The sequence below is a fragment of the Streptomyces sp. NPDC045022 genome, from assembly GCF_056432605.1.
The window spans coordinates 329,365-354,368 of sequence record NZ_JBWKIR010000005.1; the positions used below are offsets into that span (position 1 = coordinate 329,365).

At 69.6% G+C, this 25,004-nt stretch carries 23 protein-coding genes and 2 pseudogenes; 14 read left to right on the forward strand and 11 right to left on the reverse strand.

Annotated features, from left to right (window positions below; all coding sequences use genetic code 11):
• Positions 1-14: 14 nt before the first annotated feature.
• Positions 15-374: a VOC family protein gene (locus tag AC07C1_RS12750; RefSeq protein ID WP_478938690.1), complete on the reverse strand. Its 360-nt coding sequence runs from the start codon at positions 372-374 to the stop codon at positions 15-17.
• Between the two features lie 84 nt (positions 375-458).
• Here AC07C1_RS12750 and AC07C1_RS12755 point away from each other — a divergent pair, with 84 nt between their 5' ends.
• Positions 459-965 carry a CGNR zinc finger domain-containing protein gene (locus tag AC07C1_RS12755; protein ID WP_478938691.1) on the forward strand — a complete coding sequence of 169 codons (507 nt, stop codon included), beginning with the start codon at positions 459-461 and terminating at the stop codon, positions 963-965.
• Positions 966-1,050: 85 nt separating this feature from the next.
• On the opposite strand, the gene AC07C1_RS12760 is transcribed toward AC07C1_RS12755, so the two are convergent.
• Positions 1,051-2,394: a UDP-glucose dehydrogenase family protein gene (locus tag AC07C1_RS12760; RefSeq protein WP_478938692.1), complete on the reverse strand. Its 1,344-nt coding sequence runs from the start codon at positions 2,392-2,394 to the stop codon at positions 1,051-1,053.
• 179 nt (positions 2,395-2,573) lie between these two features.
• On the opposite strand from AC07C1_RS12760, the gene AC07C1_RS12765 reads away from it, so the two are divergent.
• On the forward strand, positions 2,574-3,731 hold the full coding sequence (locus tag AC07C1_RS12765; RefSeq protein ID WP_478938693.1) for an acyl-CoA dehydrogenase: 1,158 nt from the start codon (positions 2,574-2,576) through the stop codon (positions 3,729-3,731).
• A 208-nt stretch (positions 3,732-3,939) separates the two neighbouring features.
• Here the strand turns inward: AC07C1_RS12765 and AC07C1_RS12770 are convergent, their stop codons facing one another.
• The 3 genes from AC07C1_RS12770 to AC07C1_RS12780 form a co-directional block, all read right to left on the reverse strand.
• Complete coding sequence (locus tag AC07C1_RS12770; protein ID WP_478938694.1) at positions 3,940-4,248, reverse strand: hypothetical protein; 309 nt, start codon at positions 4,246-4,248, stop codon at positions 3,940-3,942.
• A gap of 158 nt (positions 4,249-4,406) precedes the next feature.
• Positions 4,407-4,790 carry a hypothetical protein gene (locus AC07C1_RS12775; RefSeq protein WP_478938735.1) on the reverse strand — a complete coding sequence of 128 codons (384 nt, stop codon included), beginning with the start codon at positions 4,788-4,790 and terminating at the stop codon, positions 4,407-4,409.
• A gap of 264 nt (positions 4,791-5,054) precedes the next feature.
• Positions 5,055-6,218, reverse strand: coding sequence for an NAD-dependent formate dehydrogenase (locus tag AC07C1_RS12780; RefSeq protein ID WP_478938695.1), 1,164 nt, complete (start codon positions 6,216-6,218; stop codon positions 5,055-5,057).
• Between the two features lie 161 nt (positions 6,219-6,379).
• Between AC07C1_RS12780 and AC07C1_RS12785 the strand changes: the two genes are divergently transcribed.
• From AC07C1_RS12785 to AC07C1_RS12820, 8 genes and pseudogenes are all read left to right on the forward strand, one after another.
• Positions 6,380-6,865 carry a fluoride efflux transporter FluC gene (locus AC07C1_RS12785; RefSeq protein WP_478938696.1) on the forward strand — a complete coding sequence of 162 codons (486 nt, stop codon included), beginning with the start codon at positions 6,380-6,382 and terminating at the stop codon, positions 6,863-6,865.
• Positions 6,853-7,230 (forward strand): fluoride efflux transporter CrcB, encoded by a 378-nt coding sequence (crcB, locus tag AC07C1_RS12790; protein ID WP_478938697.1) that lies wholly within the window; start codon positions 6,853-6,855, stop codon positions 7,228-7,230. Before AC07C1_RS12785 ends, crcB begins: the two co-directional genes overlap by 13 nt.
• 146 nt (positions 7,231-7,376) lie before the next feature.
• Positions 7,377-7,655 (forward strand): FmdB family zinc ribbon protein, encoded by a 279-nt coding sequence (locus tag AC07C1_RS12795; RefSeq protein ID WP_478938698.1) that lies wholly within the window; start codon positions 7,377-7,379, stop codon positions 7,653-7,655.
• 193 nt (positions 7,656-7,848) lie between these two features.
• Entirely contained in the window at positions 7,849-8,484 is a 636-nt protein-coding gene (locus AC07C1_RS12800; protein ID WP_478938699.1) for an AmiS/UreI family transporter, read from the forward strand.
• A 24-nt stretch (positions 8,485-8,508) separates the two neighbouring features.
• Positions 8,509-9,759, forward strand: a complete 1,251-nt coding sequence (gene fmdA / locus AC07C1_RS12805; protein WP_478938700.1) for a formamidase — start codon at positions 8,509-8,511, stop codon at positions 9,757-9,759.
• 96 nt (positions 9,760-9,855) lie between these two features.
• Positions 9,856-10,143: pseudogene (locus AC07C1_RS12810) on the forward strand (monooxygenase family protein); the annotation flags it as partial.
• A gap of 50 nt (positions 10,144-10,193) precedes the next feature.
• Positions 10,194-10,556 carry a four-helix bundle copper-binding protein gene (locus AC07C1_RS12815; RefSeq protein ID WP_478938701.1) on the forward strand — a complete coding sequence of 121 codons (363 nt, stop codon included), beginning with the start codon at positions 10,194-10,196 and terminating at the stop codon, positions 10,554-10,556.
• Positions 10,557-10,629: 73 nt separating this feature from the next.
• Positions 10,630-11,469, forward strand: coding sequence for a class I SAM-dependent methyltransferase (locus AC07C1_RS12820; protein ID WP_478938702.1), 840 nt, complete (start codon positions 10,630-10,632; stop codon positions 11,467-11,469).
• On the opposite strand, the gene AC07C1_RS12825 is transcribed toward AC07C1_RS12820, so the two are convergent.
• The gene (locus tag AC07C1_RS12825; protein WP_478938703.1) at positions 11,450-12,769 is read right to left on the reverse strand and encodes an LCP family protein; all 1,320 of its coding nucleotides are present in this window, start codon (positions 12,767-12,769) and stop codon (positions 11,450-11,452) included. The genes AC07C1_RS12820 and AC07C1_RS12825 overlap by 20 nt on opposite strands.
• Before the next feature lie 92 nt (positions 12,770-12,861).
• Between AC07C1_RS12825 and AC07C1_RS12830 the strand changes: the two genes are divergently transcribed.
• Positions 12,862-13,437, forward strand: a complete 576-nt coding sequence (locus AC07C1_RS12830; RefSeq protein ID WP_478938704.1) for an acyl-CoA thioesterase — start codon at positions 12,862-12,864, stop codon at positions 13,435-13,437.
• A gap of 179 nt (positions 13,438-13,616) precedes the next feature.
• The gene (locus tag AC07C1_RS12835) at positions 13,617-15,284 is read left to right on the forward strand and encodes an LCP family protein (protein ID WP_478938705.1); all 1,668 of its coding nucleotides are present in this window, start codon (positions 13,617-13,619) and stop codon (positions 15,282-15,284) included.
• A gap of 118 nt (positions 15,285-15,402) precedes the next feature.
• Here the strand turns inward: AC07C1_RS12835 and AC07C1_RS12840 are convergent, their stop codons facing one another.
• Entirely contained in the window at positions 15,403-16,929 is a 1,527-nt protein-coding gene (locus AC07C1_RS12840; protein WP_478938706.1) for an LCP family protein, read from the reverse strand.
• Between the two features lie 128 nt (positions 16,930-17,057).
• On the opposite strand from AC07C1_RS12840, the gene AC07C1_RS12845 reads away from it, so the two are divergent.
• Positions 17,058-18,086, forward strand: a complete 1,029-nt coding sequence (locus tag AC07C1_RS12845) for a glycosyltransferase family 2 protein (RefSeq protein ID WP_478938707.1) — start codon at positions 17,058-17,060, stop codon at positions 18,084-18,086.
• A gap of 102 nt (positions 18,087-18,188) precedes the next feature.
• Here the strand turns inward: AC07C1_RS12845 and AC07C1_RS12850 are convergent, their stop codons facing one another.
• The 4 genes from AC07C1_RS12850 to AC07C1_RS12865 form a co-directional block, all read right to left on the reverse strand.
• The gene (locus AC07C1_RS12850; protein ID WP_478938736.1) at positions 18,189-19,784 is read right to left on the reverse strand and encodes an LCP family protein; all 1,596 of its coding nucleotides are present in this window, start codon (positions 19,782-19,784) and stop codon (positions 18,189-18,191) included.
• 229 nt (positions 19,785-20,013) lie between these two features.
• Positions 20,014-21,765, reverse strand: coding sequence for an LCP family protein (locus tag AC07C1_RS12855; RefSeq protein WP_478938708.1), 1,752 nt, complete (start codon positions 21,763-21,765; stop codon positions 20,014-20,016).
• Positions 21,766-21,995: 230 nt separating this feature from the next.
• Positions 21,996-23,177, reverse strand: a complete 1,182-nt coding sequence (locus tag AC07C1_RS12860; protein ID WP_478938709.1) for an LCP family protein — start codon at positions 23,175-23,177, stop codon at positions 21,996-21,998.
• A 184-nt stretch (positions 23,178-23,361) separates the two neighbouring features.
• Positions 23,362-24,117 carry a TIGR03089 family protein gene (locus AC07C1_RS12865; RefSeq protein WP_478938710.1) on the reverse strand — a complete coding sequence of 252 codons (756 nt, stop codon included), beginning with the start codon at positions 24,115-24,117 and terminating at the stop codon, positions 23,362-23,364.
• Between the two features lie 246 nt (positions 24,118-24,363).
• Between AC07C1_RS12865 and AC07C1_RS12870 the strand changes: the two are divergent.
• Positions 24,364-24,812: pseudogene (locus AC07C1_RS12870) on the forward strand (peptidoglycan recognition protein family protein); the annotation flags it as partial.
• Positions 24,813-25,004: the final 192 nt, after the last annotated feature.

A 25,004-nucleotide genomic window follows, 5' to 3' on the forward strand; every position in this document is an offset into this window, starting at 1 on the left:
TCCTTCGGGACGGTTCAGCAGGCACAGAGGCAGAACGGGTGCCCCGCCGGGTCGGCGTAGACACGGAAAGTGCGCTCGCGGTCCGCGGCGTCGAGGGGGCGCGCACCCAGGTCCAGCACCCCCTTCTCGGCCGCGTCCAGGTCCTCCACCACCAGGTCAAGGTGGAACTGCTGGGAGTTGTCGGGGGCGGGCCACTTCGGCGGCACGAACCCCGGCGCCTGCTGGAACGCCAGCGCGGGCCCGCCGGGCACCTTCAGGTCCACCCACTCCCCTTCGCCCTCCACCGTGCCGCCCAGCACCCCGGCGTAGAAGCCGGCCAGCGCACCAGGATCGGGACAGTCCAGGACCACGACACCGAGCTTGGCGAGAGCCATGACCTACCTCCTCGTGTTACCCGTAGGAGCGGGTAACCAGTAACGGTTACTGCATGCTCCCGCATAGGCGGTAACGTCGCAAGCATGAGCGAGAGATCGGCCGCTCCCGGCGGCCTGGCCCTGATCGAGTCCCTGGTGAACACGCTGGACATCGAGACGGGCGCCGACTCGCTGGACTCCCCCGAGGGCCGCGGCCGCTTCGGGATCACGGAGGCCGGACTGGACGACGCCCGGGAACTGCGGGAGTCGCTGCGGGCCGCGCTCCTCGCCCACGCCGGGCACCCGCCGCACCGCACGGTCACCCCGCTCGGCACCCTGCTGGCCCGCGCCCCGCTGTACGTCCGCGTCGACGACCGCGACGGCTCCGCGAGCCTCACCCCCGCCGGCGAGGGCCCGCTGCTCCCCCAGGTCGCCGCCGCCGTCGCCGAGGCACTGGTCGCGGGCACCTGGACCCGGCTGAAGGCCTGCGAGGCCGACACCTGCCTGTGGGCGTACTACGACCGCAGCCCCGCCGGACGCGGCCGCTGGTGCTCGATGCAGGTGTGCGGGGCCCGCGCCAAGATGCGCCGGTACCGGGCGAAGGGGCCGTGACGCCCGGCGCCGTGGTGCAGAATGCGGACAGACGCCGGTTCGGCCGACTGAGCCTCGGCCGAACCGGCGTCGCCGGTCCGTGCCCCTACGCGGTGGGGCGCCCCATCGCCCGGTACGTCCAGCCCGCCCGCCGCCACAGCTCCGGGTCGAGGGCGTTGCGCCCGTCCATGATCACCCGGGCCGCCACGGCATCGCCGAGCGCCGCCGGGTCCAGCTCGCGGAACTCCCGCCACTCCGTCAGGTGCAGCACGATGTCGGCGCCCCGGGCGGCCTCCAGCGCCGAGTCGGCGTAGCCCAGGGTCGGGAAGACCTTGCGCGCGTTGTCCATGCCCTTCGGGTCGTAGACGGTGACCTGGCCGCCCTGGAGATGGATCTGGCCGGCCACGTTCAGCGCGGGCGAGTCACGGACGTCGTCCGAGTCGGGCTTGAAGGTGGCGCCGAGCACCGCGACCCGCTTGCCGAGGAAGGAGCCGCCGCCGAGCGCCTCCCGGGTCATCTCGACCATCTGGCCGCGCCGGCGCATGTTGATGGAGTCGATCTCCCGCAGGAAGGTCAGCGCCTGGTCCGCGCCCAGCTCGCCCGCCCGGGCCATGAACGCCCGGATGTCCTTCGGCAGACAGCCACCGCCGAAACCGATCCCGGCGCGCAGGAACTTCCTCCCGATCCGGTCGTCGTACCCGATGGCCTCCGCCAGCTTCGCCACGTCACCGCCCCCGGCCTCGCACACCTCCGCCATCGCGTTGATGAAGGAGATCTTGGTCGCGAGGAAGGAGTTCGCGGCGGTCTTCACCAGCTCCGCGGTCGGGAAGTCGGTCACGACGAACGGTGTGCCCTCGCCGATCGGGGTGGCGTACACCTCGCGCAGCAGCTTCTCGGCCCGCTCACCGCGCACCCCGGCCACGATCCGGTCCGGGTGCAGGGTGTCCTGGACGGCGAAGCCCTCGCGCAGGAACTCCGGGTTCCACGCCAGCTCGGCGTCCGCGCCGGCCGGCGCGTGCTCGGCGAGGTAGGCGGCCAGCCGGTCGGCCGAGCCCACCGGCACCGTGGACTTGCCGACGACCAGGGCCGGGCCGTGCAGATGCGGGGCGAGAGAGGCGATGGCCGAGTCGACGTACGACATGTCGCAGGCGTACTCGCCGTGCTTCTGCGGGGTGTTCACGCAGACGAAGTGCACATCGCCGAAGGCGCCGACCTCGGCCCAGTCCGTGGTGAACCGCAACCGGCCCGAGGCGCCCTCGATCCCGGCCACGTGCCGGCGCAGCAGCTCCTCGAGCCCCGGCTCGAACATCGGGGTCTCGCCGCGCTCCAGCAGGGCGATCTTCTCGGGTACGACGTCGAGCCCCAGCACCTCGAAGCCGAGCTCGGCCAGGGCCGCGGCGTGTGTGGCGCCGAGGTAGCCGGTGCCGATCACGGTGATCTTCAGGCTCATGGGTGCGCTCCAGCTCGGGGACTCTCTCGTGCGGGCCTGAGCATAGTCGGGCTCTTCGCCGGGCGATTTTCCCGCTGTCGCCAAGGTCACGTAGGCGTGTTCGGAGCAGAGCTCTAAAATTTGAGTTACTTAACGGTAATTAGCGTCAGTATCACTGCGTCTTTGGAGCGTGAGAGACCTTGGCCGGATCGGCTGACTTCGACCTGTACCGCCCGTCCGAGGAGCACGACATGCTCAGGGACGCCGTCCGCTCGCTGGTCGAGGCGAAGATCGCGCCGTACGCCGCGGCGGTGGACGAGGAGGCTCGCTTCCCCCAGGAGGCGCTCGACGCCCTCGTGGCCAACGACCTGCACGCCGTGCACGTCCCCGAGGAGTACGGCGGCGCCGGTGCCGACGCGCTCGCCACGGTGATCGTGATCGAGGAGGTGGCCCGCGCCTGCGTCTCCTCCTCTCTGATCCCGGCCGTGAACAAGCTCGGCTCGCTGCCGGTCATCCTCTCCGGCTCCGAGGACCTGAAGAAGAGGTACCTGGCCCCGCTCGCCAAGGGCGACGCGATGTTCTCGTACTGCCTGTCCGAGCCGGAGGCGGGCTCGGACGCGGCCGGCATGAAGACCAAGGCGGTCCGCGACGGCGACCACTGGGTCCTCAACGGCGTGAAGCGCTGGATCACCAATGCGGGCGTGTCGGAGTACTACACGGTGATGGCCGTGACGGACCCGTCGAAGCGCTCGAAGGGCATCTCGGCGTTCGTGGTCGAGAAGTCGGACGAGGGCGTCTCCTTCGGCGCCCCCGAGAAGAAGCTCGGCATCAAGGGTTCGCCGACCCGCGAGGTCTACTTCGACAACGTCCGCATCCCCGCCGACCGCATGATCGGCGCGGAGGGCACCGGCTTCGCCACCGCGATGCAGACCCTGGACCACACCCGCATCACCATCGCCGCCCAGGCGCTCGGCGTCGCCCAGGGCGCCCTCGACTACGCCAAGGGCTACGTCCAGGAGCGCAAGCAGTTCGGTAAGCCGATCGCCGACTTCCAGGGCATCCAGTTCATGCTCGCCGACATGGCCATGAAGGTCGCCGCCGCCCGCGCCCTGACGTACCAGGCCGCGGCGGCCTCCGAGCGCGGCGACAGCGACCTCACCTTCCAGGGCGCGGCCGCCAAGTGCTTCGCCTCGGACGTCGCCATGGAGGTCACCACGGACGCCGTCCAGCTCCTCGGCGGCTACGGCTACACCCGCGACTACCCGGTGGAGCGCATGATGCGCGACGCCAAGATCACCCAGATTTACGAAGGCACGAACCAAGTGCAGCGGATCGTGATAGCGAGGAACCTTCCCTAGCAGGGTTTTTGCAGGCCAGAAGCTGTTTCGAAGGTCCAGAGGGACACCGAAAACAGCCATTGACCTGCACAACAACACAGCCCCCGGCGCGACGCCGGGGGCTGTTGTCGTACATACGGAGAGCCGCAGCCGGCCGGGGAACAGCGAGCCGCGCGCCGGGGTTTCGCAGAGTCTCCCGGCGATCGCGGTATCCGTCCGGCCGCTGCTCTCACACCCGGCCCGGAACCCGGGCCACCCTCGGCTGGTCGAGTCGGCGTGCCGTCGTCCACCGTGTCAGCATCACCAGCGCGGTGCCCAACGCCAGGCCCGTGGTGGGCAGTACGGGGAGCCGGCCGTCGGGCGCGAAGCCCCGCACGGCAAAGCGGGTCAGAGCGGCGATGTCCATGGCCAGGCCGAGCCACAGCGGCCAGGCATGCCCCAGGCCGACGTCGGGAGTGGTCCGTTCGTACAGCACGGCCAGGCCGCGTTCCAGGGGCCGGAGCGCGGACACGACGCCGGCCAGGACGAGGCCGAGCACCAGCAGCCACGGGATCCGCAGCCCCCACCACGCGGCGGACCCGAGGGCCGGCCTCGTTCTGGTGACAGACAGTCCGGATGACCGCGGGTGGGATGCCGTGACCGTACGTGATCAGATGGCGGTTCGTTGCGGCTCGGTCGCGGGAGCCCAGGAGCTCGTCAAAGCTTCCCGCCGATCTCACAGGCCTGGCACGGCGGCCGGCCACAGGTGCACTGCATGATGGCCTCGAGGACCTCGCGGTCGTGGTAGAGGCACTCGTCCTGGCAGGTGTGGCGCGGGATGAATCCTGCCGGGATCTCGCCGGGCCACGGCTCGTGGCCGTCCCGGCAGCGGCTGAACCGCTCGGGGTCGGCGGAGTGCAGTTCGTGCATGCTCGACCGCGCCTCGTCCTCCAGCTCACGCACTCGTTCCACCAGAGCCTTGAGCTCGGCGGCGATGCCGGAGTACCGGTCGGCGCCGGTCCTTACGTGCGCGGCCCGCAGTGCCATCGCTGCGTTGCCCAAAAACCTGCCGGCATCCTGAAGGTCGGTCACGTGGTGCATCTGAATTCCGGTCACGCCCCGAACCCACACTGCATCCGTGCTCACTGATCCACCTTCCCGGCGTTGGCCTGGTTTTCTTACGAGAGATCACCCGCGGCGCCGGTATCCCGGCGCAATGAAAAACAATCTATTTATGGACGCTAAAGGTTTCGCCCGGGCCCGTCCACTAAATCGTGGGTGAATCGGCTCACAGCCGGGGTGGTGGATCTTCTATTCAATCTGCAGCTGATTTCCTGTCCGTCGGATGTACCCCGCCCGTGTCGGTCAACCGGCGACCGTGTAGGAGCTCGCTCCCGTCCCGGCCAGCCCACCGCCTTCGACGATCAGGTACTCCGGGCGGATGGGACGACCGTCCAGCCAGCACTCCAGGATCTCCCGCGTACCGGCCGCGTAGCGTGCCTGCGCCGAGAGGGTCGACCCGGAAACGTGGGGCGTCATCGCCTCGTAGGGCATGGTGCGCCAGGGGTGGTCGGGCGGTGGCGGCTGCGGATACCAGACGTCACCGGCGTAACCGGCCAGTTGTCCGCTGTTGAGGGCCAGCACCACGGAATCCCGGTTGACGATGAGCGCCCGCGCGGTGTTGACGATGTACGAACCGCGCTTCATGGCCCCGATCAGCTCGTCGTTGAAGAGGTTCAGTGTCTGTGGATGCAGCGGAGTGTGGATCGAGAGCACATCGACGGAGGAGGCCAGCGAACGGGCGTCGGGATGCCAGGTCAGCTCCAGCTCCTCCTCGATCTCCTTGTCCAGCCGGTGCACGTCGCAGTAGTGCAGCGTGACGTCGAACGGCTTGAGGCGGCGCAGTACCGCCTGGCCGATTCGGCCGGAGCCGAGGACGCCGACGTCCATGCCTTCGAGGTCGTAGGCGCGCGAGACGCTGTCGGCGATGTTCCAGCCCTTCTTGGTGGTCACCCACTCGTGAGCCGGCATGTAGTTGTGCACCAGGGTGAGAATCTGCATCAGGGCGTGCTCCGACACGCTGATGCTGTTGCTGAAAGTCACCTCGGCCACGGTCATGCCGTGGGCGATGGCGGTCGGCAGGTCGATGTGGTCCGACCCGATCCCCGCGGTGATCGCGAGTTTGAGCCGGGAAGCCGCGGCGATGCGTTCGGGGGTCAGATAGGCGGGCCAGAACGGCTGCGAGATGACCACGTCGGTCTCGGGAAGCTCGCGGTCCAGGGTGGAGTCCGCCCCTTCCTTGTCGCTTGTGACGACGAGAGTGTGACCCCGGTCCTCCAGGAACCGGCGCAGCCCCAGTTCTCCTGAGACGCAGCCGAGGAGGTGCCCCGGGGTGAAATCGATGGCCTGCGGGGTCGGCGCGGTCTGACCGCCCGGGTAGCCGCTGATGGTGGGGATCTCGTCGCGGGCGTAGTCGGGGGGATAACCGCCCACGGGGTCCGGATAGAGCACCGCAAGGATTTTTGCCATGGCCGTCCTCCATCGGTGGGGCCACTGCTCCTGTGAACGGGTGGGGCACCGGCAAGCCGGTCGAACACCGATGATCTTGAATTTTAGTCGAGTGTGCGTCGGCACTGCAATCCCCTGGGATAATGGGGAGGTCTTCCGGCGGATAGGGATGCGACTATTCGATGAGGCTTTTGGCAGTGGCTCGGGAGCCGTTCCGCGTACGTCTGCGCGGGGGCGTCCTGGCGGCGGTCGCGCTCGGCGGTCTGCTGGGCGGGACGGCCCGGTATGCACTGGTGCTGGCCTTCCCCGCCCCGGGGGTGGGGTTCCCGTGGGCGACGTTCGCCGTCAACGTGTCCGGGGCGTTCGTGCTGGCACTGCTGCTCGTGTATGTGTTGGAGATCTGGCCGCCGACCCGGTACGTGCGGCCGTTCGCCGCCGTCGGCTTCCTCGGCGCCTTCACCACCTTCTCGACCTGGATGGTCGATACCGATCGCCTGCTGGGCCACGGCCACTACGCGGCCGCGGCGTTGAATATTTTCGGGAGCCTCTTCGCCGGCTTGGCCGCCACCGTTCTGGGCCTGGTCATCGGCAGGCTGACATCGGCCCGGCGCATTCGGCTCGACGCGCGGCGCGGGCGCGCCCGCCGGTACGGCTGGTGGATACGGTGATCACCCTGCTCGCCGTCGGTGCGGCGGCCGCCGTCGGGGCAGTTGCGCGTTACGTACTCGACCAGTACGTGCAGTACCGGAGCCCGGGCGCGTTCCCGCGCGGCACCTGGCTGATCAACGTGACCGGCTCGTTCGTGCTGGGGCTGCTGGTGGGCCTCGGCGCACGGCACGCACTGCCGGAGCAGGTCGTGGTCATTGCCGGTGTCGGTTTCTGCGGTGCCTATACGACGTTCTCCACATTCAGTTACGAGTTGGTCCACCTGCGCGAGACGAAGCAGGTAGGAAAGTCCCTGCTGTACGGCGCTTCGAGCCTCGCCGCGGGTCTCTCGGCGGCAGCGGCAGGGCTCGCCATCGGGTCGTTCTGAGAAAGGGCAGGCTCGTCCGTCCGGACTTGACACGTCGTTTTACAAGACGTCTCCTTGAAACAAGGAAACATGGTGGGGCGTGCGCTTGTCCGGGTGCGTCGCACGCGCTCGGGTTGGCCAGCGTCCACCGGATCCGGAGGCTGCTGATGGCAACCTATGAATATCTATGCAGCCGCTGTGGGCCCTTCGATGTGAAGTTGGAAATCGGGACGGCGCCCCGAGTTTATGACTGCCCTGTGTGCGCAGGCGCTGCGAAACGTGTGTATTCGGCGCCCGGCCTTTCGCTGACCCCGAACGCGGTCGCCGCCCTCCATGTACGGGAGGAACAGGCGCGTGAGGCCCCGGCGGTAGTCTCTGAAGTGCCGCCACACAGGAGGGTGCCACACCACCCGCACCCCGCGCTTTCGCGGCTGCCCCGTCCCTGAGGGCGGTGGTCGAAAAGGCAGAGCGTCTCATGCGGGTTTCGGCATCGGACACGACGTCGTTCCCGTAGCGGTGCGCGGAACGCGGAATCACGCGACGCGGGCCGGGAGCCGAGCCGCCTCCTCGGCAGCTCGTCGGTGACCCCCGGGCGCGACGCGATTCCGCCCCCCCATGCGGATTGGGAGGTGTGTCCCTGTGGGAAACGTGGGACTGCTCTTCGTCGGTGCGGTGCTCTACGTGAACGGGCTGTTGCTGCTGAGGAAGGTCGATGACAGGTCCGCAGCAGTGTTCAACCTCTTCGTGGGCGGACTGCAGGTGTTGACGCCGACCTATCTCATCTTCACGGCAGGCAACGATTCCATGAAGATTCTGGCGGCATCAGGAATCTACCTGTTCGGATTCACCTACCTGTACGTGGGAATTGTGCTGCTCGCCGGGATCGACAGCAGCGGCGTCGGCTACTACTCCCTCTTCGTGGCGATCGTGGCCCTGGGGTATTCATTCGCGAACTTCCACCTCTTCAAGGACTACCCGTTCGGAGTTATTTGGCTCTACTGGTCCTTCCTGTGGTTCCTGTTCTTCCTGCTGCTCGGTCTCAAGAAGACGGAGTTGTCTGACTATGTGGGCTGGGTGACGGCGATCGAGGGCTGGGTCACGGGTGTCATTCCCGCGGCGCTTCTGCTCTCCGGTTACTGGAAGCACACCACGGAGATCGCCATCGCCCTCGGTGCCTTCGGTGTCGTCGTGTTCGCGGCACTGTGGCCGCTCACCAGGAAATCGCGGCGACCGGCCCCGGCCGGATCGGCCGGAAGTACGGGCACAACGTCCTGACCGGATCAAGAGTGAGAGGCTGTCATGCCTGAAGTCGTATTCAGAGTGGACCAGAGCAAGTCGATGCGAGAGCAGGACGTTCCCGGACACAACAGGTGGCACCCGGACGTCCCCATCGCCGCCATGGTGAAGCCAGGAGCGGAGTTCCGCATGGAGTGCCGTGACTGGACCGACTGTCAGGTCGGCAACAACGACTCCTCCAACGACGTACGCGACATCGACCTGACCATCCCGCACATGCTCAGCGGACCGATAGGCGTGGAGGGCGCCGAACCCGGCGACCTGCTCGTCGTCGACATCCTCGACCTCGGCCCCGTGCCGCAGCAGACCGGGGACGCGGCAGGACAGGGCTGGGGCTACACCGGCATCTTCGCCAAGGCCAACGGCGGAGGCTTCCTGACCGACTACTTCCCGGACGCCTACAAAGCGGTTTGGGACTTCCACGGACAGCAGGCCGTCTCCCGCCACCTTCCCGGGATCCGCTTCACCGGGATCACCCACCCCGGGCTGTTCGGAACCGCCCCGTCCACCGAGATGCTCGCCCGTTGGAACGCCCGCGAGCAGGCGCTGATCGACACCGACCCGAACCGGGTCCCGCCCCTCGCCGTACCGCCGGACAGCACCAACGCACTCGCGGGCACGGCCACCGGAGACCTCGCCACGCGCATCGCCGCGGAAGGCGCACGCACGGTGCCGGCGCGCGAGAACGGAGGCAACCACGACATCAAGAACTTCACCCGGGGATCGAGAGTCTTCTACCCCGTTCACGTCAAGGACGCGAAGCTGTCCGGAGGCGACCTGCACTTCAGTCAGGGCGACGGAGAGATCACCTTCTGCGGCGCCATCGAGATGGGCGGGTACATCGACTTCCACGTCGACCTGATCAAGGGCGGCATGGAGACGTATGGCATCTCCACCAACCCCGTGTTCATTCCGGGCAACGTCGAGCCGAGGTACACGGAGTTCCTCACCTTCATCGGGATCTCCGTCGACCACGACACGGACACGAACTACTATCTCGACGCGACACTGGCCTACCGCCGGGCCTGCCTCAACGCCGTCGAGTACTTCAAGAAGTTCGGCTACAGCGGAGAGCAGGCCTACCTGCTGCTCGGCTCCTCCCCCATAGAGGGACGTATCAGCGGCATCGTCGACATCCCCAACGCCTGCTGCTCGTTGTACGTACCCACCGCCATGTTCGACTTCGAGGTCCGTCCGAGCGCCGCCGGACCGATGAAGGCCGACCGAGGCCAGTGCGCGTTGGCCACCGCCTGACCGGACCCCGGCTGCGGCCCCCGCGGATTCGAGACGGCGGGTCGCGGCCGGGACTCTGTCCGCGCGGCTGAGGTCGGTCCGCCGACTGCGGGTGTCGCCCACGCCTCCGACCAGGGCGGGCAGCATCGCCCCGCGTGGGCGGCGTTCAACCGCCGCGTGCGGAGCAGCAAGGGCGGCGTGGGCATCCGGCACGAGACGTACATCGTCCCGGCCGGTTCGTACGAGTCGGTCCGCATCGACATGCCGCCGGCCGGTCTGGCCGCGGCATGGGGAGTCGAGCCCGTGGGCCGGCGCGGGGAGCGGGCGGCGCAGCGGCTGGCGAGCGGGGCCGTTCAGCCGCCGAAAGCCGTAAGCCGACATGCGGGACGGCGCCCTGGGACGTAGGACGGAAGCACACGGGACCCGGTCCGGGTCCCCGCCTCCGAGGAGGAGCCATGACCCAGTCCCGAATGATGCCTGCCCTCACGCAGCAGATGCAGGACTGCATCGAGGCCTGCATGAGCTGCCACAGCATGTGCGAGGAGACCATGAGCTCCTGCATGCAGAAGGGCGGCCCGGAGCAGATGCAGATCATGCGCGCGCTCATGGACTGCTCCGAGACCACCCGGATGTGCGCCGACATGATGATGCGGCGCTCGCCGATGTCCGTGGAGATGTGCACGCTCTGCGCGAAGGTCTGCGACATGTGCGCCGAGGCGTGTATGTCCATGCCGGACGACCAGCAGATGATGCGCTGCGCCGAGGCGTGTCGCCGCTGCGCGGACACCTGTCGGGCGATGGCGGGCGCCGGCATCTGACCCACGGGGCCCGACCGTGATCAAGGGCACTCCCACGGGTGCCCTTGATCCTTTGTACGGCAGGCTGGGATCCATGAGCGTGACGGATGCGACCGTGGCCTTCGACGCCGCCGAGCGGTCGATGTGGGCGGGCCGGGCCGAGGCGTACGCCGGGAGCTTCGGCCGGCTGTGCGCGTACCCGGTGCCCGCGCTGCTGGACGCGGCCCGGGTCTCGGCCGGGACGCGGGTGCTCGACGTCGGCACCGGCACCGGTACGGCGGCTCTCACGGCGGGGGAGCGGGGCGCGTCGGTGCGGGCGGTGGACGCCGACCCCGGGATGGTGGCCGAGGCAGGCCGGCGCGGCGTCGCCGCCGAGACCGCCGTACTGCCCGAACTGCCTTTCCGGAACGGTGAGTTCGACGCCGTGGTCGGCAACTTCGTACTGAACCACGTGGGCCGGCCGCGGGCCGCCCTCGCCGAACTGCGGCGCGTGCTGCGTCCCGGAGGCCGGCTGGCCCTGACCCTGTGGGGCGCCCGCCGAGGGGCAGGGCAGGACCTGCTCGGCAACGCGTGCGCGGCGGGCGGGGCGGTGCCGCCGCCGTACCTGCCGCGGCTGGACCCCGCCGAGGACTTCACCCGGACCGCCGAGGGGCTGGCCGGGCTGCTCGCCGAGGCCGGTTTCGCCGGCGCCGAGGCCGCTGAACTGGCCTGGGACCACCGGACGACCGTCGAGGAGTGGTGGGGCGGGGCAGTCGGCGCGGTGGCCACCGTCGGGCTGGTCGTCACCGCTCAGGACGCGCGGACCGTGGCCCGGATCCGGCGGGAGTACGAGCGGCTGTGCGTCGCCTTCGCGCGCGGGGACGCCGATGGGGAAGGGCGGCTGGCCCTTCCCCATGTGGCGCTGCTCGGCTCCGCTAGTTGCCCGAGACGGTGACCTTCTGGTCGTTGTTCAGCTCGTTCACGAGGGTCTTCACCTTCGCCTTGTCCCAGACGAGGTTGCCGCCCGCGGAACCGGAGATCGGCATGTTCATGGACGTGCCGTCACCGCCGCTGACGCCCTTCATCGCCCAGAACATCGAGCCCAGGTCCCACAGGCCCATGTCCTTGTCGACGATCAGGGAGTCCAGGCCCGCGCCCATGGTCGGGTAGAACTTGAAGGGGTTCAGGACCGTCGACGGGGTGGCCACCTGGTGGGCCAGGGCGGCCAGGAACTTCTGCTGGTTCTTGGTGCGCTGCAGGTCCGAGGCGGCGAACGCGTGCCGGGTGCGGACGAAGGCGAGGGCCTGCCGGCCGTTCAGCGTCTGCTTGCCGGCCTTGAAGTCGGCGCCCGACCACTTGTCCTTGAAGCCCTTGTCGATGTTGATCTCGACACCGCCCACCGCGTCCACGATGCTCGCGAAGCCCTGGAAGCCGATCTCCACGTAGTGGTCGATGTGCAGGCCGGTGTTGTACTCGACCGTGCGCACCAGCAGCGTCGGCCCGTCCTCGGCGTAGGTCGCGTTCAGCTTCGCGTGCCGGCCCTGCGCCGGGTAGACCTTCCCGGACGTCGAGCCCTTGTACGACGGGACCACCACGTCCGAGTCGCGCGGCAGCGAGATCAGCGTGTCGCCGTTGTCGCCGACGTGCAGGATCATCATCGAGTCGGTGCGCTTGCCCTCGGCGCCTCCGGTGTGCAGGTTCTTCTCGTCGTCCTTGGACATGCCCTCACGGCTGTCCGAGCCGACGATCAGGTAGTTCGTGCCGTCGCCGCCCTCCGGCCGGTCGATGACCTTCGACAGGTCGACCTCGCGGCGCAGCTTGGAGTCGGCCCAGAAGTACGTCGCCACGGATGTGACGACCAGCACGGTCGCCAGCGTGATCGCCGTCCACTTGATCCGGCGCCGCCAGTTCGGCGCGGGGCGCGGCGCCCGGGTGGGCGCACCCTCCGGTCCGCCCGGCCCGCGGCCGCCGGGGCCGCCGTAGACCTGTCCCGTGTTGTAGCCGCTGTCGTAGCCGGGGCCCTCGTCGTACCCCTGGCCGTCGACGTACGACGGCTGCTGCGGGACACCGGCCCCGTACGGCGGTGCCGACGGGCCGGGGTCGCCGTACCCGGAGCCCTGCCCGGGCGGGGGCACCCCCGGGCCGCGCCGCACCTGACGCATCACGCGGGCACCCTCCGGCCGCGCGCCGGCGCTGCCGCGTCCGTAGCGCGGGCCGCGGTTGTCGTCGGACCATCCCTGGGGCCAGTCATTCATGCGCCCCAGTGTGCAGTGTGGCGCGGTGTGCCTTACAAGGGATGTCGGAAAATCAGAGCGGCGCTGTTGCGAAGCTGACACAAATTCCGCGAATGTCGCTTCGGCATAAGGTGGAGGGCATGACAGACCAGGCCACGGACATGGAACCCGGCATCCCGGGCAAGCCCACGTCCGCCTCGCGCACCACCCTCAGCCACATCATGACCCACAACGACACCAACTTGCTGGGGACGGTGCACGGCGGTGTGATCATGAAGCTCGTCGACGACGCGGCGGGCGCGGTGGCCGGCCGGCACTCCGGCGGTCCCGCCGTCACCGCGTCCATGGACGAGATGGTGTTCCTGGAGCCGGTCCGCGTCGGCGACCTGGTCCATGTCAAGGCGCAGGTGAACTGGACCGGCCGGACCTCCATGGAGATCGGCGTCCGGGTCCTCGCCGAGCGCTGGAACGAGTCGGCCCCGGCCACCCAGGTCGGCTCGGCCTATCTGGTCTTCGCGGCCGTCGACGCCGACGGCAAGCCGCGCCGGGTACCGCCGGTGGTGCCGGAAGCCGACCGCGACCGCCGCCGCTACCAGGAGGCCCAGATCCGCCGCACCCACCGCCTGGCCCGCCGCCGGGCGATCCGCGAACTCCGCGAGAAGCGCGCGGCCGAGGGCTTCGACGACTAGCAAATCCCCGCCCGTTCAACGGGGTTGTACGGGAGTGGGAAGTATCACGGCGGTCGCCTGCCGAAGGACTGTGCGGATAGTGTGTGCGATCCGGTGGGTGGCCGTGCGGCCGCTCGCCGTCCGACAGATGGAGAGTGGGGCGGGGCACTCGGCGGGTGGCCCCGACGGGGGGCAGAGGCGTGGACACACCGGGCCGTGGCAGTGGTGACGACATCGACCCCGCGGACCAGTGGGTGCTCGATCCGCGCACGGGTGAGTACGAGCTGCGGCAGCCGGACACCTCCGCCGGGCGGCCCACCGTGCCCGGGCCCCGTTCGGCGCCGGAGCCCGCTCGGGATCCGGCACCGGAACCCGTGGTGCCGGGCCGCCGCCGCGCCACCGGGCGCAACCAGCGCAAGGCGCGGAAGAAGTCCCGGGGCAAAAGGATTCTGCTGTGGACCGGCGGCACCCTGGCGTTCGTCCTGGTCGCCGGCGCGAGCAGCGTCTACCTCTACCTCAGACACCTCGACGGCAACATCACCACGACCGACACCGCCGGCGCCACCAGTGACTCCTTCAGCAAGGACGAGGCGTTCAACATCCTGGTGATCGGCACCGACAAGCGCCAGGGCACGGGCGACTCCGGCTACGGCGATGCCAACAGCGTCGGCCACGCGGACACCACGATCCTGTTGCACGTCTCGAAGGACCGGACGAATGCCACCGCGCTCAGCATTCCCCGGGACCTGATCACCGACATACCCGCCTGCCTCACCAAGCAGCCGGACGGCTCGCTCAAGACCATCCCCGGTACGCAGGGCATACGGTTCAACACCAGCCTCGGCCAGCTGGGCCGCGACCCCGGCTGCACGGTCCGCACGGTGGCGAAGCTCGGCGAGGGACTCCAGGTCGACCACTTCATGATGGCCGACTTCAACGCCGTGAAGACGCTGACCACGGCCGTCGGCGGCGTCGACGTCTGCCTGACACACGCCGTGAAGGACAAGAAGTCGCACCTGGACCTGCCCGCGGGGCCGTCGAAGATCGAGGGCGAGCAGGCCCTGGCCTTCGTCCGCACCCGGTACAGCTGGGGCAACTTCGGCGACCTGGACCGCATCAAGGTCCAGCAGCAGTTCCTCGGGTCCCTGTTCCGCAAGATGAAGTCCGACGACACGCTGACCAGTCCCAGCAAGCTCGTGGGCCTGGCGGAGACGGCGACCAGGGCACTCACCGTGGACAAGGGGATCGGCCACATCACCACGCTCAAGGACGTGGCCATGGAGCTGAAGAAGGTACCGGCGAAGAACATCTCCTTCCTCACGCTGCCGGTCCGGGACAACCCCGCCGACGGCCGGATCCACAAGACCGTCGTCGAGGACGAGGCGCCCGCGCAGCAGATCTTCTCCATGATCAAGGACGACGTCTCCTTCACCGAGGTGAAGAAGAAGCAGAAGGCGCAGGAGGCCGCCAAGCTCAGGGGCGCCCGCTCCGCCCCCGGCGACGTCCGGGTCGACCTCTACAACGCGGGCGCGCCCGGCGGCTCCGCCCAGACGACGCTGTCCTGGCTGCAGACCGAGAAGGGCGTGACCAAGTCCAGCCAGCTGGGCAACGCCGGCGCGTCCCAGAAGAAGACGACCCTGCAGTACGCGCCCGGCCAGGCCGCCCAGGCCCGCGAACTGGCCGACCTCATGTGGCTCCCGGCCTCCGCCCTGAAGCCCGGCAAGAGCGAGACCAACGCACAGGGGCTGCCCGCGATGGTGCTCAGGCTCGGCGCCGACTTCAAGGGCGCGGGCGTACCGCTCACCGGCCCGGCGACGGCCCCGTCCGTGCCGAAGACGACGGCGGACCAGGTGAAGTGCGCCTCATGACGCGTCCGGCGCACGGCCCCGCCCCTTCCCGGCTGCACACCTGCAACCACCACCGCTGCCACACCGCACTCGGCGGCCCACCCATCAGCCGCGTAAACAACGCTGCGGCTCGATACACCTAGTCGTTCCCGGAACACACCACCTCGTTGCCCCGCACCACGCTCTGCTCCGGCTGTCCGGGGTTCTCGAACCGCACCTTGCGCACCGCCTTGAAGTCGGCACCGACGGTCACCTTCATCAGCGGCCCCTGGCCCGGCACCGCGCGCAGCTCGCTGCCGGGCAGGGCCACGGCCAGGGAGCGGGCGGAGTGGTCCCACCGGGTGTCGTAGGAGATCACCGTGCGCTTCACGTGGGCCGGCGCGGTCACCGGCCGGTGGGTGGTGGCGAAGCCGGTCGCCGCGAGCGCGGCGTCGACCCGCTTGGCGAGCCCGATGGTGCCGGTGCCGTTCGCCACCATGACCCGGATCTGCCGCGGGTCCGCGTCCACCGGTGCCGCGGTGGGTCCGCGGCGCGGGCGGTCCACGCTGAGCGGCTTGTCGTCGCGCAGCGACCGGAAGAGCTGGTCCGTCCTCGCCGGGTCCCACTTCAGGGTCGAGCCGATGCCCTTGACCTGGTAGTTCATCTGCCCGATGGGAACAGTGGTGAACTCCGAGGAGGACGGGTGGAAGTTGCGCATCGCCCGGCCCAGGTCGAGCAGTTCGTCGGTGCCGAAGCCCTCGTCGGCGCGGACCGAGCCGAGCACCGCCCGGGTCACGTCCCGGAACTTGATCGGGTTCAGCAGCACCCCGGAGGAGGTGGTCTTCTCGATCAGCGCGGCCAGGAACCGCTGCTGCCGCTTCATCCGGCCCAGGTCGCTCGCCCCGTCGAGGTGCCGGGCCCGCACGTACTGCAGCGCCTGCCCGCCCCCGAGGGTGTGCGTGCCGGGCGCGAGGTCGAGCCCGGCGTACGAGTCCTTCAGCGGCGTCGGCGTGCAGACCTGCACCCCGCCGAGCACGTCCACCGTCCGCATGAAGCTGGTGAAGTCGACCTCCAGGTAGTGGTCGATCTTCACATGGGTCATGCTCTCGACCGTACGGATGGTCAGCTGGGGGCCGCCCTCGGCATAGGCCGCGTTGAGCTTGATCGGGTGCGGGCCGTGCCGCCGGCCGGTGTTCTGGTCGACGTGTGCGGGCGCGTCGGCGTAGGAGTCGCGCGGCAGGCTCACCACGGTGGCCCGCTCCCGGTCCTCCGAGATGTGCACGATCATCATCGTGTCGGTGCAGTGGCAGGGCTGGCCGCCGAGCCGGTAGGCGCGCCGCTCCTCCTGGCTGATCTTGTCGCGGCTGTCGGTACCGACCAGCAGAACGTTCATGCCATGACCGGCGCGGGGCCGGTTCTTCATGTCCTTGAAGGCGTCGATCCGGGCGATGCCCGCGTCCAGGCTGGTGACGACGGCGTGCCCGATGCCGGCGGAGGCGAGCACCACCACGGACAACGTGGTGATCGCCCGCATGGCCCAGCGCGGACGTCTGGGCGGCCGGACGGACCTGACAGGCCGCTCGGGCGGGCGCGGCACCCGGCGGGGCGGCCGCGGACGGCGCTGTGGCCTGGGGATGTCTCCCCCGCTTTCGGCGGTGGGCGAGGGGGACCGAGGCGGGCTGGACAAGGAGGACACCTCCGGACGAGGCCGTACGTGGGATCCGTGAGCACAGTAGGCCGATACGATCTCCAGCCCGCGTCCCGGCGCCGGCGGCGCGCACCGGTGTCCCCCGTTCGCGGTAACGTGAGCGTCCTATGAACGCCAAGCCCGACGTGCGGCTCCCCGCTGTTTCCGTGATCATGCCCGTCCTCAACGAGGAGCGGCATCTGCGCGGGGCCGTCCAAGCGATCCTCGCGCAGGAGTACGCCGGCGAGATGGAGGTCGTGATCGCCCTCGGTCCGTCCACGGACCGCACGGACGAGATCGCCGCCGAGCTGGTCGCCGAAGACTCCCGCGTGCACACCGTCCCCAACCCGACCGGCCGCACGCCCGCCGCGCTGAACGCGGCGATCAAGGCGTCCCGGCATCCGATCGTGGTCCGCGTCGACGGCCACGGCATGCTCTCCCCGAACTACATCGCCACCGCCGTGCGGCTCCTGGAGGAGACCGGCGCGCAGAACGTCGGCGGCATCATGCACGCCGAGGGCGAGAACGACTGGGAGCACGCGGTCGCCGCCGCGATGACCTCGAAGATCGGCGTCGGTAACGCGGCCTTCCACACCGGCGGCCAGGCCGCCCCCGCCGAGACGGTCTACCTCGGTGTGTTCCGCCGCGAGGCCCTGGAGCAACAGGGCGGCTACAACGAGGAGTTCATCCGCGCCCAGGACTGGGAGCTGAACTTCCGCATCCGCGAGGCGGGCGGCCTGATCTGGTTCTCGCCGGAGCTGAAGGTGTCGTACCGCCCGCGTCCCTCGGTGCGGGCGCTGGCCAAGCAGTACAAGGACTACGGACGCTGGCGGCATGTCGTCGCCCGGTACCACTCGGGCTCCATCAACCTGCGCTACCTCGCCCCGCCGACGGCGGTGTGCGCGCTGGCCGCGGGCCTCGTGGTGGGTGTGACGCTGACCCCGTGGGGTCTGGTGATCCCCGGCGGTTACCTGGCGGCCATCGTCGCGGGCTCCGTCCCGGCGGGCAGGGGCCTGCCCCTCAAGGCCCGCCTGCAGATCCCGGTGGCGCTGGCCACCATGCACATGTCGTGGGGCTGGGGCTTCCTGACCAGCCCCAGGTCCCTGGCGAAGAAGGTCATCGCCTCCCGGCGGCCGGCGGTCGTGGACGCCGCCTGAGCACACGGGTCCTCCGCCTGCGCGAAGGAGCCCCGAGTGAACGACAGGGGCCCCCTCCTCCGTCGAGAAGGGGGCCCGAGCGTTGCCGGCGGCCGGCCTCCGCTACCAGCGGTAGACGTCGTACACGTCCATGCACTTCGTGTTGTCCGAGCCGTTGACGGCGTCGCTGCCCGCGGGCAGGTCGCCGGCCTTCGGGGCGGACTGCTTGGGGTAGGACGTGCCGGTGCGCCAGTCCGCGCCGACGACGACCGTGACCCCCGACACGTCGGTCGACTTCTTCACCGAGCTCATGGGGATGCCGAGTGTCCTGGCGACCGCCTGGGCGTCACCCTCCAGGTCCGCGCTCGGGTACCGCACGACCGTCTTGTCCTCGGAGAGCGCCCCCGAGGTGTCGGCGACCGCCCTGCCGTAGCCCTGCTGCACGAGCGCCTCGCTGATCGTCCGCGCCCGCTGCGACACCGGGGCCTCGGTGGAGCTACGGGTGGCGTTCTGCACCAGCACGCCGAGCCGGCTCGCGTCGAGCGAGGGCTTCCTGGCCGGCTCCTTGCTCGCGGCCGCCCGCGTCCCCGACTTCTCGCCGTTCTTGTCGAACGGCACGTCGTCCTGGAGCATCTGCCACACCTTGTCGGCGTTGGCCTTGTCCGGTACGACGTGGTTCTCGTCCAGCCGGTCAGGCACGTTGGGCATGGTCAGCGACGTGATGCGGTCCGACGGCACCGACTTCAGCTGCATGCCCAGGTCGTAGAGCTTCTTGACCGTGCCGATCTCCTCGGAGACCTTCAGCGACTTGGTGGCCGCCTCCGCCAGGTCCATCAGCCGCCCGGTGTCGGTGAACACGTTCTGCTTCCTGAGCGTGCGCATCATCGAGTTCAGGTACATGTGCTGGGCGCGGGCCCGCATCAGGTCGCTGCCCCAGGCGTGCCGGGTGCGCAGCCACTGCAGGGCCTGCTCGCCCTTCACCTTGTGCGTCCCCGCCCTCATCTTCAGGCCGGAGCCACCGGGGACCTTGGGCGTCGGGTGGTCCCAGACGTTCTGCCGCACGCAGACGTCGACACCGCCGACGGCGTTGCCCATCCGCACCACGCCCGAGAAGTCGATCGTCATCCAGTGGTCGATGTAGACCCCGGTGAGGTTCTCCCAGGTGGCCAGCGTGCAGCCGGCTCCGCCCCGGGCCAGGCTGACGTTGATGATGTCGTTGGTCGCCGGGTAGACCTTGCCGGTGTCCGGGTCCGTGCACTCGGGGATGTCGACCCGGGTGTCGCGCGGGATGCTGACCATGGCCGCGCTCTGCCGGTCCGCGGAGAGATGGATGAGCATCTGCACGTCCGCGAGCGGGGGGTCGCCGCGGTGGTCCCTGCTGCCGCCGAGCTTCACGTTCTCGTCGGAGTTACGGCTGTCGGAACCGATCAGAAGGATGTTCAGCGGTGTCTGACCGGCCGCGTTCGGCTCGGTCCGGTGCGCCTTGGAGTCGTCGGCGCTGCTGCGCTTGCCCTTCTGGATGTTGCCGTTGAGGTGCTGGTAGTACAGGTATCCGGCGCCGGCCGTGCCGAGTATCACCACCGCCAGCACGCTCGCCGACCAGCGCAGAGCGCGCCGTCTGCGCCGGCGCCGGTCGGTCTTCGTCCCGCCGGCCCGCCGCCGGCCGCCGCGCCCTCCGGAACCCGCCGGCGCATCCGAGGCCTGCGGCGTGAGCGACATCGTGTCCTCGGCCGCAGGAGCCTCCCCGCGCACCTCGCTCTGCGCCAACTCCGTGCCCTCCCCACCCTTGCGCCATGCAACGGGCCCGTCCCGCGTCCAGTTAGACGCATGACGGGCCCATTGGGTTACCTACGAGGCGCACCCCATCCGCTGGTCATCGCACAGAATACGCATTCATATGAAATGCACTCGTTCGGTGAATGCGACCGTGCCTTCGGGCGCTCTGTGTCTACGAGGCGCACCGCACCTTGTCCGCCGTCGACTTGTCGACCTTGGGTGCTTTCGCCGGGGGAGTGAGGGAGACGCCCGCCTCCTTGAAGTCCTTGCCCAGGGTCAGCGTCATCGCCGGCACGCCCTGGGTGTTGGTCACGCTCTTGCCGGGCTTCAGCGCGGAGCCGGACAGCCCCATGACGGCGGCCAGCCGGCGTGCCTGGTCCGCCTGGTCGGGCGCGTACTCGAGCGTGGTCCTGGCCAGTGCGGCCGGGGCGTTTCCGGCGTTCTCCGACTTGGTCACACCCTCGTCGTTCTGCAGCCAGTTGAGCACCGACTGGGCGCTGCCCGCCACGGCCCCCCCGTTGAGGATGCGCACCCGCACCTCGGAGGCGGGCGCCTTGCTGCCCTTGAGCCGGGCGGCCTGGGCGTCCTTCGCGGCCTTCTGCTTCTCCTTCACCGCGGTGAAGGAGACGTCGTTCCTGACGGCGTCGAAGACCGCGGGCGCCTTGGTCTCGTTGAGGACGACCGTGGCCTTTACCTTCTCCGCGGGGTTGTCGACGACCGGCACCGTCGTGAACGTCAGGTTCTTCGGATTGAGCTTGCCCAGCTCCAGCCCCAGGTCCTTCAGCTTCCCGATGCTGTCCAGCTTGTCGTCGACGGTCAGCGCCTTGGTGCCGGCCTCCGCCAGGTCCAGCATCTTCGTCGGACTGGTGAGCGTGGAGTTCCCCTTCAGCTTGCGCATCAGCGCGCTCAGGAACTGCTGCTGAAGCCCGATCCGGCTCAGGTCCCCGCCGAAACCGACGGAGTGCCGGGTGCGCACGAACGCCAGCGCCTGTTCCCCGGAGATGTTGTGCGTGCCCTTGGAGAGCTTGAGGTGCGAGTCCTTGTCGTTGATGTCGTGGGCCAGGCAGACCTCGACACCGCCCACCGCCTCGGTCAGCGTCTTGACCGCGTTGAAGTCGGCGACCATGAAGTCGTCCGGCTTGATCCCGGTCAGCTCGGTCACCGTGCGCATGGTGCAGCTCGGCGTACGGCCGTCCTGCCCGAGGCTCGTGTTGAAACGGGCGCCCTCCGAGCCCGGAATGACCTTCTCGGTGCCGTCCTCCTGCTGTGTCGGGCAGTCCGGGATGTCGACGATCAGGTCACGCGGGATGCTCAGCGCGGTCGCGTTGGACCGGTCCTTGGAGACGTGCAGCAGGATGTTGGTGTCCGCGTGCCCGACGCTGCCCGCGTCGCCGTAGCCCTCGTTGCCCTTGCCGGTCCGCTTGTCCGTGCCGATCAGCAGGATGTTGATCGCCTCGTCCTTGCGGAAGCCGCCCGTGCTCGCACCGTCGTCGGAGACGGACGTGATGTTGCCGTTCAGGTGCCTTATGTACAGGTATCCGGCGGCCGACACGGCGACCAGCACGAAGGCCATGGACCCGCCGGTCCACAGCAGCGCCTTCTTCACCTTCGACGTCTTCTTCACCGGCCGCCGGGCCGCGCGCCGCCCCTGCGGCACCTCCGGCTCGGCGCCCCGGCGCCGGGTACGCGGCGCGGGGACGTCGCCGGGACGTACCCGGCGCGTCTCACGCGTTCCGCCGGGCGCCGAGTCGTCACGACGGCGCGGCGCACCGCCGCCGCCCTGAGCCGGTCTCCGGGGACCGGGGACCGGTGACTGCGCTGGGGAAGGGCTCAGTCGCAGTTCGTATTCGCCGGTGTTCGGATTGAGTACCCACTGGTCTGCGGGGTCGATGTTGTCCGCCCGCCCACGGCCTTGCGCGTCCACGGTTGTCCGAATCCTCCGTCGGGGCCACGCGGCGCCTTCCCCCTTCAGGCGCTCGGGTCTCGGTGAATCAGTGCACGGCCCCAGGACGGACCTCGCGGCCAGGTGCACCGGATCGCTCACACTATCCGCCCAGTTCAGCGTCGAGCGACGCCGGTGACAAATTCGACCTTCCTACAACTGGGCAATCCCCCTCATATTCTGAACGAAAGTTCGTCTTCTTGATGATCGTCTTACTCGCAGCTGTGCTCGGCGGCCGTTTTTCCGCGGAAGGTCGGGGCGGGGGAGGGGTCGCTCTTGCCGTCCTTCTCCCCGCTCTTCCTGGGAGTCTCCTGTGAAAGATCCGGGGTCACCGCCACCGGCCGGTCCATCCGCAGCCGCGCGAACAGCTTCTCCGCCTCCGGCTCCACGAGCTGGTCACGGTTGCTGTCGTATACGTACGACTCCCTCGGCACCGTGAGGAACTGCACTCGTTCGGTGGGGATGTCACGCAGCCCGCGCACCAACTGGTACAAACCGCGCAGACTGGCCAGATCCGGATCGGTGGTCAGCGAGGAGGTCGCCGCGTCCAGCACCGGATACAGCTTCGCCGGGTTCAGCAGGACGTCATTGCTCCGCACCTTGTCGACGAACGCGCCGAGGAAGAGCTGCTGCCGCTCCATCCGCTCGGTGTCGCTGCCGTCGCCGAGCGACTTGCGCGCCCGCACGTAACCGAGCGCCTGCTCCCCGTCGAGGGTGACCTTGCCCGCGGGCAGCTTCACCTTGGCCGCCTTGTCGTCGACGGGCTCCTTCAGGCACACCCGCACCCCGTCGACGGAGTCCACCATCTCCTTGAACCCGCTGAAGTCGACGACCATGTGATGGTCGACCCGGATGTCCGTCAGCCTCTCGACGGTACGGATGGTGCACGCCGAACCGCCCACCTGGAACGCGTGGTTGAACATCGCGAAGACCGGCTCGCTCCGGCTGCCGTCCGCCCGCCGGCAGCCGGGGATGTCCACCATCAGGTCCCTGGGCAGTGAGACCGCGGTGGCGCTGTGCCGGTCGGCGGCCAGGTGCAGCAGGATCGTCGTGTCGGACCGCTCACTGCCCAGGTCCCGCCCGTACTCGCTGTTGCCCTCACCGGCCCGCGTGTCGGACCCGATCAGCAGGATGTTCTGCGCGCCCCGCACCAGTGCGGTGGGCCGCTCCCGCTCGTACCGGGCCAGCTCGGCGGCGGCCGCGTCGTCGGTGGTGATGTTTGCACTGAGCTTGGCGTAGACGGCCCAGCCGGTCCCGGCGGCCACGGCGAGAAGTCCGGCGACGCCCAGCGCCGACCCTTTCAGCCACCGCCGCCGACGCCGCCGTACGAGCCCTTGCCCGGCGGCGGAGGCCCCGAGACCGGGACCGAGGGGTTTGCCTGCGGTGTCGGTCACGGCCGGGGCACCCCCTCATGGCGTACGAGCGTCACGTGCTGCTCTTACGACGATGGCGGGGGAGGTGGGCGAAGGCCCCTTGTGTTACTCCGAGTGGGGGACCGCGGCCGACCTGACCGTATCGATACGCGGCTCCGCCGGGTGGCCACGACCAGCCACGACGCACCGCGCCCGGAGGGCGGCCCTACCGCCGCACCGCTGTCACCCTCTCGCTCTCGATCCGCTTGGCGAGAGCCTCCTCGTCCAGCCGGCCGAGATGACGGCACAGCACCACGGACCCCCCGGCGGCCAACGGCGAGTACAGCCCCGCGCTGAGCCCCTCCCACGTGTCGTACGGCAGAGCGGACAGCATCCGGGACCCCGGCCCGGTCAAGTCCAGCGACGGCGCCCCCGCCGAGGCCAGCTCGACGACCTCGGCCCCGCTGAACTCCCGGCCGGCCACGACGAGCGCCGGTTCCTCCGGATCCACCGGTGCGAACGGGGTGAACCGGTCACCCTGGCCCGGCACTTCCACGGCGTAGTCGAGGAAACCCTCCGGCGGCTGCGGGAACCGCCCGCCGAGCGGCCGCAGCGCCAGCGCGACCCGCTCGCCACGGCAAGCCCGCGCGGCCTCCAGCGAGTCCGGCCCGCTGACCACCACGTCGGCCGCCGCCGGGTCCCCGGCGACGTCCGCGATCGCGCCCACCGAGGAACAGGCCAGCAGCCACACCGCCGTCTGCCAGTGGGCGGGCAGCAGCAGCGTGACCCGGTCACCGGGGCCGGCGGAGAGGTCACCCTGAAGGAGGTTGGCGGTCTTGGCCACCCAGTTGGCGAAGGTGGCCACGGACAGTTCGACGCGTTCGCCCGTGGCGTCGTCGTAGAAGGTCACCAGAGGACGGCCGGGGTCCGCGGCGAGCGCGGAAGCCAGCAGGTCGGCAGGGGTGCGATCGGTGGCGTTCACCCGGGACAGGGTACGCGCGGGCGGGCGCGCGCACCGAGCGCGGAGGCCACCGGTTCGGCGGAACGTTTCCCGACGGCCCGTCAGTTCGCCGTTGCGGAGATTTGTGTGACTATGTCCAAGATCATGGGCGTGCGTGGATTCCTCCCTTCCCCCATCGGTGCCTCGTCGCTTCGTCGCTTCCTCGGTCGGCGCCACCTGTGCCGCGGCCCTCGCGCTCATTCCCCGAGCTGGGCCGGTGGCACACCCGAGCGGGAACTCACCCGGCTCAAGGGCCCGTTGGGGGCCAAGCCGTACATCGGGCCGCGCCCGCGGATCATCACGCGCCGGAGCTGGGGCGCGAACGAGTCACCGCGCGGACGGCGGGTTCGTCTGCACGAAGAAGATCAAGGCGGCATTCGTGCACCACACGGGCTCGGGCGACAAGTGCGGGTGTTCCCGCCCCCTCCGTCATCCGCGGTATCCACCGCTACCACGTCAAGAGCATGGGCTGGCCGGACATCGGCTATGGGGCCAATCCACGCGGAAAGACATATCTCACGTCGGGTAGTGGCAATCTCTACCCCAAGGGGAAGAACGTGCGACTGAATGTGATCTCCGGCCATCGGGACGGATACGCCACCGAGTGCCCCGGCAAGTCGCTCTACGCCAAACTCGGCACGGCCCGTTCCAACGCGGCGCGCTACCAGGGGCGCTGAGACCGGGGAGCGCGTTCACCGCCGTCGGGGAACGGGTGGGGGCGGCTACGGGGATGGCCGGCGGTCGGCCTGGGCCGGACGGGTCCGGCCGGGGGAATCCGCACACCGATCCCGCGGGACACCGCGCGGCCATCGGGGCGTCGTCGCACGGTCTGCATACACTGACCGGCCGAAACGTGTAGTGACGAGTAG